The organism is Ensifer sp. 4252, assembly GCF_050434565.1.
Classification (GTDB): domain Bacteria; phylum Pseudomonadota; class Alphaproteobacteria; order Rhizobiales; family Rhizobiaceae; genus Ensifer.
On sequence record NZ_JBNDIU010000057.1, the window covers coordinates 1 to 9,793 of the forward strand.

Genomic DNA, 9,793 nt, shown 5'->3' on the forward strand with positions numbered 1-9,793 from the left:
GGCTGGCGCGACAGCGCCATCGGCCAGGACCTGAAGCGGGTCAGGAACGTCAAGCCGCTGTGGTCGAAGTTCGGCACCGCAATCGGCGTGGCGCTTGGCGGTCTCGACATGTGGACCAACCAGCTGTTCGGCTTCTCCTTCTTCGGCACGCTGAAACACGGCAAGACCGATGCACAGTCGCTGGAGCCGGCAGCGCAGCACCAGAAGATCGACTATCCCAAGCCCGACGGTGTTTTGACCTTCGACCGGTTGTCCTCGGTGTTCCTGTCGAACACCAACCATGAGGAAGACCAGCCGATCCATCTGCAGGTGAAGAACCCGGAGCTGCAGCGCACCTCGGAGCTCGACGTCTTTGCCGGCCCGTCGACGCGCTACTGTCCCGCCGGGGTCTATGAGTGGGTGGAGAAGGACGGCAAGCCGGTCTTCGTCATCAACGCGCAGAATTGCGTGCACTGCAAGACCTGCGACATCAAGGACCCGAACCAGAACATCAACTGCCGCCGCAGGGCGGCGAGGGGCCGTTCTATCCAAACATGTGACGTCGCACATTTGAGCCCGACCACGGGCGTCGGCGCGACATGCGCAAGCGCGTGGCGGATCTTGATCGTCAGTTGCTCGCAGTTGCACGGCAAAGCCAGGCTACGAGGCTTCTGATGACTATCTCAGGTATCGGCGCCGTCGCGGCCGTCTCCTGCGTTGCAGCAATCGAACCGCCGAAATCCTGAACGAAATTCAAAGAGGAACGATTGCCGGGAAAGCAGTCCTGACGATCAACGCATGATCATGGACTGCAAGGCCAAGTCGGCGGCAGGATGTTAATGCAGTTTAGTGATCTTGGCCTCTGCAATCGCCTCTACGAAGGCCTCTCGAGCTTGTTCCCAAGGGTAGGTACCAAGCATCGCGTCCGTGCATTTGTTGAGGGCGTTGGTGTAGGCGACGCCATAGTCCACCGGCCAGCTGTCGCTAAGCAGAACCGCTGCCCGAGCGGGCGTCCATACCATTTGCACCCCGTCGAGTTCGGGAAGCTGGATAATGACGCATTCGTTCCAAGTTTCGATCATCGCCCTGACCCTTTCTTCGTAGGGGTAATGGCGGGAGGCATTGAAGTAGGATAACGGCGAGATGCATTCTTCGTTCCGCACGAGTTGCGCGGGGTCGCAGATCATTGATGACGGCCACAAACATGAAAATTTACATCACGCAGATCGTTCGCTGAACCACGTCTCGAATTGCTCGACGGTCCGGATGCCGTTATCAACGACTGCTTCGTACACAAGGGCGCTCGGCGGGCTTTGCGCTCTATCCGCCAACACGTGCTTGATCGTCAAAATCGTTGCGCGGTGTTCGGCGGTGATGCGCGGCAATAAGGTCTTCAGGTGATTGAGGTCAGGCTGCGTTATTGGATCATCGACGGCCCAGATATCCAGGGTCCAGACCGTATCATTTCGGGCACGAACGGTCAGTCCGAGATATAGGCCATCAGGATACTTTTCTGGCTCCTGGTTCCAGGCGCCGGGGTCATTGCGAAATTTCACTGATTGCACATTCATCGAGCTCCGCATGAGCCTACCGGCCACATCGGAGAACATCTCAAGCGTACGGGCATCGAGCGTCTGGCAGATGACGGTTATGTCAACGTCCCGGCGTACCATGAGGGCCAGCGCGGAACTGCCAACTCTGACAGGAACTCCAACAGTCCCGAGCAGGTCTTCTAATTGCAGATGATAAGAGCATCAGCTTCTGCCTGTAGGAGCCTCTGTGATACCAACAAATCTTTCATACTGGGCCCTTGCTCGGCGTTGCGTGTTACAGGTTTGCCCAAACGGACAAGGCAGCCTTTGTACTCGACACCTTGATTGGAAAGGGCGCTCAACATAGGGGCTGGCCACTAAACGTATAGTGGCTTCTTCCCGCGAAAAAACTTCAGGGATCGACAGCCGTGAGAATGAGACTGGCCGGCTCTTTCCCGGTGCCGGTGAACCAATTCGAACATTAGATGTTCCCTCGAGGTGCGTGACAGACCGCCAATCAAATTAGAATGTACGGGTAGAGCCGGAAAAAGCCCTATGTCCCAACCATCTCCAGGCACGGCGATCCTCACCCAACGCGGCCCCTTACCGCTCACACAATCGGCGCTCTCCCCGATAAGGCTGGTAGGTGCAATCGGACGCTCGAAACGATCGATAACTCCGGGCGCAGGCCCGGATGTTGCAGGAGGCCGCTGGCGTTCTTTGGCTCGTTATGAGCCCCGTATCTGGATCGATTTGCGGCGCGGGTTGCGCCATTGCCGCTTGCATGAAATCCCGCCAAATGTGGGCCGGAAGTGCTCCCCCGGTGACGCCCTTCATGGGCGTCTCGTCATCGTTACCGACCCAGACGCCGGCGACAAGATCTTCCGTAAAACCTACAAACCAGGCGTCACGATTGTTCTGGCTGGTACCGGTCTTTCCGGCTGCGAATGCGCCCGGAAAAGCGTCCCGCCCGGTGCCGCGCTCGACCACGAGCTGCAAGAGGCTTACCAGATCCTGTTGATAGGAGGAGAGATCGGTCGAAGCGGTGGTGAGCGGGCCGACGCGGAACGCCTTGACTTGTGTCGAAGCCTGAAAATCGATCACGCCCCACGGTTCGACGGGTGATTTGCCAAGACGGATCGAGGCATAGGCGCCTGTCAGATCAAGCAGACTGACTTCGGATGATCCAAGCGCCAACGCCGGCACGGGATTAAGTGGACTGTCGATACCAAGCTCTCTTGCGGCGGCGACAATATTCTCGATGCCCACTTCCTGTGCAAGCGCAACGGTTGCGCCATTGAGAGATCGCGCGAAGGCTTCTGCAATTGTCACCCAACCACGATATCGGCCTGTCGAGTTTTGCGGCGACCACCCATCGACTTCAATCGGGCCATCGAAGACCTGATCACGCAGGGTAAGTCCGTTCTTCAATGCTGCATAAAAGACGAACAGCTTGAATGTCGAGCCCGGTTGCCTCTTGGCGGCGACGGCGCGATTAAACTGACTGGTCTTATAGTCGCGTCCACCGACCATGGCGACGACCGCTCCATCCGGCGTCATCGCCACCAGCGCTGCCTGCGACGCCCCCAGCGCTTTCCCATCCTTATCAAGATTGCGAGCAACCACATCTTCGGCAAGCTGCTGAAGGCGCGGTACCAGCGTCGTGCGCACTGTCGTCGAACCTGGTGAGGCTCCTGCAATTTCGCCGGCCTGAGGCGAGATCCAGTCTGCAAACCAACTGCCCGAGCGCGGCGTCGGAGTGGTCGGGTGCAACTCGGCGAACTCTGCCTTGGCTGCGAACGCGTCCTCAGCCGCGAGCTTGCCGTTTGCTACCATCGCGTCCAGGACCGTAGTCGTCCTATCACGTGCGGCTTCAAAGTTGTCGATCGGATTCAATTGGCTGGGCGCCTTTAGCAACCCGGCGAGCATGGCGGCCTCCTGCACGTTGAGTGCGGCGATATCCTTGTTGAAGTAGATCCGGGCGGCCGCGGGCATTCCTGTCGCGCCGGACCCAAGGTAAACGGAATTCAAGTATCGCGTCAGGATCTCGCGCTTGCCTAGCTTCCACTCGAGCCAGAATGCGATGACCAATTCCTGCAGCTTGCGCTTCAGCGTACGATCGCTTTCAAGATACTGCACTTTGATCAGTTGCTGGGTAATGGTGCTGCCGCCTTGGACGACCGAGCCAGCCTGAAAGTTTCTCAGGACCGCCCGCATGATCCCTTTCAAGTCGACACCATAATGGACCATGAACCGCCGATCCTCTATTGAAAGAACGGCATCGATCAAATGTACGGGAAACTCCTCGTACCGGGCATATGGCCCCTGAAAAGGGCCCTGCCTGACGATCGGTTTGCCGTCCGCGGCTTCAAGGACCACGATCGGTTTCAGGGAACCGTCGGCGATTTCGCGCCACGGCACATCCTTCAGCGCCCAGATCAGCGTTCCGGTCACCAGGAATGAAAAGGGAAACAACACCGTCAAAATCCCGGCTTTCCATGACCGTGGTGGACGTCGCAAGGCATGAAGCCATGCCGGCGTGGCGATGGCACCTATTGCTCCTGATATACCTCTGCCGAGCGAGCCGTGGGTGGACGCCGCCTTCCGCATAAAATTGTGCAGGATTCGGGCGCGCAAAGCGCACGCGGACGATTTGAGCGTCCTGTTCAGCGCGGATGAGGCCGCCAAGAGACGCTGTCCAACCGTGCCGAGATCGCGGCGAAAAGCGGATGCGAGAAGGCGAAGCGCACGCTTGCTTTCGGTGAAGACTGGCGGGTGCGGCTCAGTCATTTGCGGATCGCCTTGCCTGGACGATGCAATCACTTTCCCGCTTTCTTTGGGGCTCAGAGCCGGTGCGTCCGCTGCCTGAAGGGTCGCTGGTTCGGCGCCCACTGAAGCGGTGGCATTTTCACCGTCAGTCTGATTTGAGCTGCTGTCTGCGGAATGGGTCATTTCCTGCCGGCGCTATTGTTCCGTGTAAGAAATTAGTGCGCGAAAGGGCAGAAGAAAGGCGATGATGGCAACCGGCCGTGATGGATACGGAGCGCTGCAAAACGGCAACGGGTTTTCGTCCCCTCCGCGCCGTCGTGATTGGCGTCGATATCGGGAACCTTAGTCTGCCTTCCTCGTTAGGTTTTCAATAGGTTCAACTGAACTCTATTAAGGAGGCGGACATGCAAAAGTCCATTCACAACTTTCTGGCGGCAACCCTGGTCGCGGTCGGCGCCCTCTCAGCCGCTTCATCCACGTCGGCGCAGTCGCTGGACCTCTACATCGGGCCCGACGGGCGCCCTGATCTGGAACTGCGCGATAGAGAACGAGACCGCCGATACTACGACGACGAATACGAGCGGCCTGGCTGCAGTGAGCGCCAAGCGCTTCGTCGTGCATCGAGGCTCGGAGTCCGTGATCCGGAAATCCAGGCTGTTACGCGAAGACAGATCGTCATCGACGGACAACGACGCGGGCGGTTCGTGACCGTAGCATTTGCCAATCGACCGGGCTGTCCTCGGCTCAGCTAGGCCCGTGTCGGGGACAAGCATCGGAGTTGCGGGAGTTGCGGTGTAATCGATAACGCTGATGTCGTTTTTGCGCACGGGGGCACGGATGGAGCACGTACCAACCTTACAAATGTGGCGAGCGTACTGGATTAATCCCCCGCGCTCATGACCAAAGCGGTTGCTAAGGTGCCCAAGCCGAATGAAGCACCGAAAGCATAGATCTGCAGCCGCATGATGAACCTCACGATCCATCTTAAACCTCAAAATCGAGCGTGAGTTCCAATCGCGCGGAACAACGTGGCAAAGTTTGAGCGGAGAGACATGTCCGAACGGGTGACGGCTTGGTTGGATCGTCCCGGCTAGAGCCGCCACGGAGTTATTGCAACAGTCGCGCCTTTATCGCTTGCCCGACAATGGTCAGTTGCAGAAACGCCTCGCCACCCACGAAACTCTCTTCGACGAGGTCCAATTGCTCCAGTCGCGCCACGATCTTTTCCGACAGACGCTTGTCACCAACAAGCCAAACGTTACCCACTTTTCGCTGCCGGCGGAAAAACGCGATCGCTCTCAACGCATTCTGCTGCGAGCGTGTGAGTGTTTTCGCTGTCTCTAGTGCGTTGGGATGATCCATGGACGGGAGCATGTTGCTACTCCTTTGTCGTGGTGCGGCGATTATCGGCGCCCGGCCAGTCGTTTGCAGGCTCGTTGACATCTTCCTCAGCCGGATCGGGATCACGCTCATAGGCGTAACGCCGCTTTGCCAGAACGTCCTGCAGTGTTTCAATCACGACCGCAGTTCCATGTCCTTGACTTGCGAACTGGTCGATGATGTCAGCAACAAGAGCATCGAGCTGTTGAAACAGTCGTTCGGTGCTTTCAGATCTCTCGGTCATAATTCGCGCTCCTGATCAGATATCGGTCCGATGCTGTTGCCAATCCTTGTAGGGCGCTAGAAGCTGGCCCGGAAAGCGTTCCTCAATGGCCGTCTCCACCAAGGCGATTTTTGCGAACACATCACTGACGTCTCGTTGCTCGGAAGGAATGTCTGCGCTTTCCTCTTCAAGCTTTTGCATGACCGCAAACAGCTCGTCGTTACTCATCGCCGCGAGACGGTCGAAGAAGTCTTCGGCATCAAAGTCTTGCTCGGCGGGCATTCCGTCACTCCCTAAAGTCTTTAAAACCTTAGCGCCGCGCACGCTGGCTCATGATTTCGAGTTTGTTGATTGGCGAATAACCGGTCGACATATCGAGTTTCAATCGCACTGGCCCGAACCGCTTATAGAGTTCCAGAGCACGGTTGGCGCCCTGGTCATAAACCGTCGCGAATTCCTTGAGGCTGCAGGTCTCGCGGTCCGCGGAGGATGGTCGTGTAGTGTGGTGCTGGGTTTCCATGCATAAGCAACGCCGGAACTGCTCGACTGTTCCAGAAGAGTTGCGGATGTCCCGTCGCGCTCGGTCGCCTTGAAAATCGCGCACCGCCCAAGGGCAACGTCCTCCGTCCGCGGAGAGTTAGCCTCGCGACGCTATCCGGCACCCGGCTGAAGCAATTCTGAACGGCAGATCCAGACAGTCGAAATGACTGGAAGTCGGTCTGACATAAGCGTTAACTGTATTGATCTGAAGGAGGAGGCAAATCCATGGCCATGTATCTCACGCGCTTCAGCTACACGCCCGAGACCTGGGCCCGCATGATCGAAAACCCTGAGGACCGCCGAGAGGCGGCGCGTACTTACATCGAGTCCGTTGGCGGAAAGCTCCATGGGTTCTGGTACGCTTTTGGCGAGCATGATGGTTGGAATCTGTGGGAGGCTCCTGACAACGTATCGATGGCGGCTGTCGCGCTTGCAATCGGTGCGGGTGGCGCCCTCAGCTCTATTGAGACTACTGTCCTCCTCAGCGTCGAAGATACCGTGAACGCCTTGCAAAAGGCAAAGTCGATCCGGTATCGCCGACCCGCAGCGTAGGCGGCCGCGGGCTGCTTCCGATCCATCGCTCTGTTCCTGTCCGATGGCGCGTTTTCGGAGTCATGCAAACAACGGGTCAAACGGGCAATACGCCTGCCACGCCACAGGTTGATTCAATGGCCCCCTCACACGCCGTCTTTGCCGAGACATAACATTCGGCGCATATATGGACTGCTCCTCGTTCAATCACCCTCTGGCGAGATAGCTCCGCACCCTGCAGATACAGTGGCCCACGTTGCGCGCAGCAGGTGTTGATATGACAGAACGCTGCCTTTCGGCTATATTCCGCGCCATAGGAGCGCTCACTGGTGCGCCATACGCGGCTAGCGTTCTTCCCACCAACCAACGGATTATAGGGGAGGGAATGGCATGGCACAGCTTGACGAAGCTAAACTTCATTTGTTCGTTGGCAAAATGCTCGGCGATCTAGGCGGAGCGTTCAGCATCCCAACCGTCAGGGTCGGCTTGAGACTAGGTTTATTCACGGCACTGCATCGAGACGGCCCGGTCACGGCCGAAGGCCTCGCGGCTGCCGCGGGCGGGCTGACGGAGCGATACGTCAGGGAGTGGGCATTGGCACAGGCGGCCAATGGATACATCGACTACGACAGTCGTTCTCAGATGTTCAGTCTCTCACCCGAGCAGGCGATGGTGTTCGTCAATCGGGACAGCCCAGTCTACCTCGAGGGCGCTTTCGATCTCGCGGCTGCGATGATCGAAGGAGAACCGAAGGTCGAACACGCCTTCCGGACCGGCGCTGGCGTTCGGTGGGGTGATTCAGCAGGATGCCTGTTCTGTGCGACGGGGGCGTTCTTCCGCCCGGGCTATGTGAACAACATCGTTCAGGCCTGGCTGCCAGCACTTCAAGGCATCGAGGCGAAGCTCGGGTCGGGCGCCAAGGTTGCCGACGTCGGGTGCGGCGTCGGTTTCTCGACAATTCTAATGGCGGAAGCGTACCCAAATTCCAGCTTCATAGGCTACGACTTTCACGAGCCTTCGATCGCAGAGGCTAAGAGCCATGCCCGGACCCACGGGGTGGATGGCCGGGTCAAGTTCGTCGCGGCAACAGCCAAGGAAATCAAGGATACGGACTTCGACCTCGTGACCAGTTTCGACTGTCTTCATGACATGGGCGATCCGCGTGGCTGTGCCGATCATATGCGCCGCATTCTCAAGAAGGACGGTTCATGGATGGTTGTGGAGCCTATTGCAGGCGACCGTCCCGAAGAAAACATGAATCCCGTCGGTCGCCTCTACTATAATGCGTCGACCATGATCTGCGTGCCAACTTCACTCGATCAGGAAGTGGGCGAAGGGTTAGGTGCTCAGGCTGGCGAGGCAAAGCTTTCCGAGGTCATCCGCTCAGGTGGCTTTGAGCAGGTCAGGAGAGTTGTCACGGGACCATTCAACATGGTTCTGGAAGCGCGCCTGTCATCGTAGGGCAAGGCGGACGATTTTCGCGGCATTCGGAAGCCTGGTCGTTTTTTTACTAATGCCGACGTTCAGGGCGGCTGAAGCCGCCCTTTTTGCGTTACGTTGGATCAGCGAAAGGTCCTGCCGTTCGAGATCTTGTCCGACGATGTCGTAACTTGGCCCGGACGGTTTTTGCCTGCTGCCAATTCGAGCTGCTTGACCTTAATTGATGGCCGCCTCTCGTCGGATGTCGACGGTACAGCAGCGAAGGCAGAACCCGCCATGGCGAGGGATGCCACTGCGGCGATAACGATTTTCATTGGTAGTCTCCTTGGTTCGATCCACCGCAAAAAGCGGAAACCTCGGGTAGAGCCAACGTGGAAGGTAGGACATACGACATGTGTCGTATTTCGACATCGCGCCCGCCCGCCAAACATGGGATTGGTTACGGAAGCTTTGAGACGTGACCGGAACTTGTTTCGAACACAATGGCCCCCTATACACCCCTCATCGGTATTGCTTATGAGCGCTGAATGAATCGCCGCTCGCAATCACCGCGTCGCTTTAGACTTTTGACCACGGATGTACTGGCACTGGTTAACTAGCGATGATGAGGAAGGTCGGTGCGGTTTCGCCCCGGCCTTTTTTGTTAGCCCGAGAGCCTCTTTGTTTCTTCAGCCGGGGATGGCTGCCCTGAATATCGCAAGCTTCTTTTGTCCTGTTCTTTCGGCGCAGGATCGTTCAGGCGGTTTTACGCCGGCCTGAGGCTGGGTAAAGGCGTTGCAAGGCCATGATCGCACCGAAGGCGGCGAATGAAACCGTCGGCAGCAGCTCGGAGCGGCAAAAGCCAGGCAGATCGGCGCGATAACATGAGCTACCTGTCGCGCGGTTTACGCTAACGAGAAAGATCGCCGCCGCGTGCACAGGCTTCGATGTTGTTGCCATCGGGGTCAAGCACGAAGGCTCCATAGTAATCGCCTGCCCCCTGTCGTGGTCCAGGTTTGCCATGGTCTTTTCCACCCGCGGCCATGGCTGCTCGATGAAACTCGTCAACCATGGCCTTGCTTTCGGCTTGAAACGCGATGTGGGTCTGGTTTAGTCCAGCCCGCGAACCTTGTGCCCAGTAAGAAGGGCGCGTCGTACCAATCCACAGGTAGGGGATCGGTTGCTGTACGCTCTTTCCAAGCAGAAATGCCCCGTCGCCGTTGTCGATGGTCTGGAGTTCCAGGGCGGCGGCGATAGCGTCATAAAAGGCACGAGCGCGCTTAAGGTCGGTTACAACGAATCCTGTATGATCAAGCATGGCTGTCTCTCCAATGAAAGAACTCAAGGGGTAAAACACCTTCATTTGGCGGCTTTTCCCTGGGTTCGGTTATATTTTGACCGGCATTGGCGCCGATCGGCA

11 protein-coding genes and 2 pseudogenes are annotated in these 9,793 nt (G+C 57.7%); 5 read left to right on the forward strand and 8 right to left on the reverse strand.

What is annotated here, in order from left to right; all coding sequences use genetic code 11:
• Both ABIE33_RS35790 and ABIE33_RS35795 read left to right on the forward strand, forming a co-directional pair.
• Positions 1–539, forward strand: a pseudogene (locus ABIE33_RS35790) (4Fe-4S dicluster domain-containing protein); the annotation flags it as partial.
• 33 nt (positions 540–572) lie between these two features.
• Positions 573–722, forward strand: a pseudogene (locus ABIE33_RS35795) (IS110 family transposase); the annotation flags it as partial.
• Positions 723–815: 93 nt separating this feature from the next.
• On the opposite strand, the gene ABIE33_RS35800 reads toward ABIE33_RS35795, so the two are convergent.
• From ABIE33_RS35800 to ABIE33_RS35810, 3 genes are all read right to left on the reverse strand, one after another.
• A complete protein-coding gene (locus ABIE33_RS35800) occupies positions 816–1,166 on the reverse strand; it encodes a DUF982 domain-containing protein (protein ID WP_429133848.1) in 351 nt (116 codons plus the stop codon).
• Positions 1,167–1,196: 30 nt separating this feature from the next.
• On the reverse strand, positions 1,197–1,652 hold the full coding sequence (locus ABIE33_RS35805) for a hypothetical protein (protein WP_429133850.1): 456 nt from the start codon (positions 1,650–1,652) through the stop codon (positions 1,197–1,199).
• A gap of 462 nt (positions 1,653–2,114) precedes the next feature.
• Positions 2,115–4,463 carry a PBP1A family penicillin-binding protein gene (locus ABIE33_RS35810; protein ID WP_429133852.1) on the reverse strand — a complete coding sequence of 783 codons (2,349 nt, stop codon included), beginning with the start codon at positions 4,461–4,463 and terminating at the stop codon, positions 2,115–2,117.
• 221 nt (positions 4,464–4,684) lie between these two features.
• Between ABIE33_RS35810 and ABIE33_RS35815 the strand changes: the two genes are divergently transcribed.
• Complete coding sequence (locus ABIE33_RS35815; RefSeq protein ID WP_429133854.1) at positions 4,685–5,032, forward strand: hypothetical protein; 348 nt, start codon at positions 4,685–4,687, stop codon at positions 5,030–5,032.
• 355 nt (positions 5,033–5,387) lie between these two features.
• Here ABIE33_RS35815 and ABIE33_RS35820 read toward each other — a convergent pair whose 3' ends face one another.
• The 3 genes from ABIE33_RS35820 to ABIE33_RS35830 are packed head-to-tail and all read right to left on the reverse strand — an operon-like array spanning position 5,388 to position 6,165.
• Complete coding sequence (locus tag ABIE33_RS35820; protein WP_429133856.1) at positions 5,388–5,654, reverse strand: hypothetical protein; 267 nt, start codon at positions 5,652–5,654, stop codon at positions 5,388–5,390.
• Positions 5,655–5,658: 4 nt separating this feature from the next.
• Positions 5,659–5,904: a hypothetical protein gene (locus ABIE33_RS35825; protein ID WP_429133857.1), complete on the reverse strand. Its 246-nt coding sequence runs from the start codon at positions 5,902–5,904 to the stop codon at positions 5,659–5,661.
• Positions 5,905–5,919: 15 nt separating this feature from the next.
• The gene (locus tag ABIE33_RS35830; RefSeq protein ID WP_429133859.1) at positions 5,920–6,165 is read right to left on the reverse strand and encodes a hypothetical protein; all 246 of its coding nucleotides are present in this window, start codon (positions 6,163–6,165) and stop codon (positions 5,920–5,922) included.
• Between the two features lie 483 nt (positions 6,166–6,648).
• Between ABIE33_RS35830 and ABIE33_RS35835 the strand changes: the two genes are divergently transcribed.
• The gene (locus ABIE33_RS35835) at positions 6,649–6,975 is read left to right on the forward strand and encodes a GYD domain-containing protein (protein WP_429133861.1); all 327 of its coding nucleotides are present in this window, start codon (positions 6,649–6,651) and stop codon (positions 6,973–6,975) included.
• Positions 6,976–7,344: 369 nt separating this feature from the next.
• A complete protein-coding gene (locus tag ABIE33_RS35840; RefSeq protein ID WP_429133863.1) occupies positions 7,345–8,415 on the forward strand; it encodes a class I SAM-dependent methyltransferase in 1,071 nt (356 codons plus the stop codon).
• A gap of 101 nt (positions 8,416–8,516) precedes the next feature.
• Here ABIE33_RS35840 and ABIE33_RS35845 read toward each other — a convergent pair whose 3' ends face one another.
• A complete protein-coding gene (locus ABIE33_RS35845; RefSeq protein ID WP_429133864.1) occupies positions 8,517–8,708 on the reverse strand; it encodes a hypothetical protein in 192 nt (63 codons plus the stop codon).
• A gap of 575 nt (positions 8,709–9,283) precedes the next feature.
• Positions 9,284–9,691, reverse strand: a complete 408-nt coding sequence (locus tag ABIE33_RS35850) for a VOC family protein (protein ID WP_429133866.1) — start codon at positions 9,689–9,691, stop codon at positions 9,284–9,286.
• Between the last annotated feature and the right edge of the window lie 102 nt (positions 9,692–9,793).

Excerpts from the sequence above, each read along its gene's own strand:
- ABIE33_RS35800 (WP_429133848.1), bottom strand. The coding sequence starts at position 1,166 with ATGATCTGCGACCCCGCGCAACTCGTGCGGAACGAAGAATGCATCTCG.
- ABIE33_RS35805 (WP_429133850.1), bottom strand. The coding sequence starts at position 1,652 with ATGGTACGCCGGGACGTTGACATAACCGTCATCTGCCAGACGCTCGAT.
- ABIE33_RS35810 (WP_429133852.1), bottom strand. The coding sequence starts at position 4,463 with ATGACCCATTCCGCAGACAGCAGCTCAAATCAGACTGACGGTGAAAAT.
- ABIE33_RS35815 (WP_429133854.1), top strand. The coding sequence starts at position 4,685 with ATGCAAAAGTCCATTCACAACTTTCTGGCGGCAACCCTGGTCGCGGTC.
- ABIE33_RS35820 (WP_429133856.1), bottom strand. The coding sequence starts at position 5,654 with ATGCTCCCGTCCATGGATCATCCCAACGCACTAGAGACAGCGAAAACA.
- ABIE33_RS35825 (WP_429133857.1), bottom strand. The coding sequence starts at position 5,904 with ATGACCGAGAGATCTGAAAGCACCGAACGACTGTTTCAACAGCTCGAT.
- ABIE33_RS35830 (WP_429133859.1), bottom strand. The coding sequence starts at position 6,165 with ATGCCCGCCGAGCAAGACTTTGATGCCGAAGACTTCTTCGACCGTCTC.
- ABIE33_RS35835 (WP_429133861.1), top strand. The coding sequence starts at position 6,649 with ATGGCCATGTATCTCACGCGCTTCAGCTACACGCCCGAGACCTGGGCC.
- ABIE33_RS35840 (WP_429133863.1), top strand. The coding sequence starts at position 7,345 with ATGGCACAGCTTGACGAAGCTAAACTTCATTTGTTCGTTGGCAAAATG.
- ABIE33_RS35845 (WP_429133864.1), bottom strand. The coding sequence starts at position 8,708 with ATGAAAATCGTTATCGCCGCAGTGGCATCCCTCGCCATGGCGGGTTCT.
- ABIE33_RS35850 (WP_429133866.1), bottom strand. The coding sequence starts at position 9,691 with ATGCTTGATCATACAGGATTCGTTGTAACCGACCTTAAGCGCGCTCGT.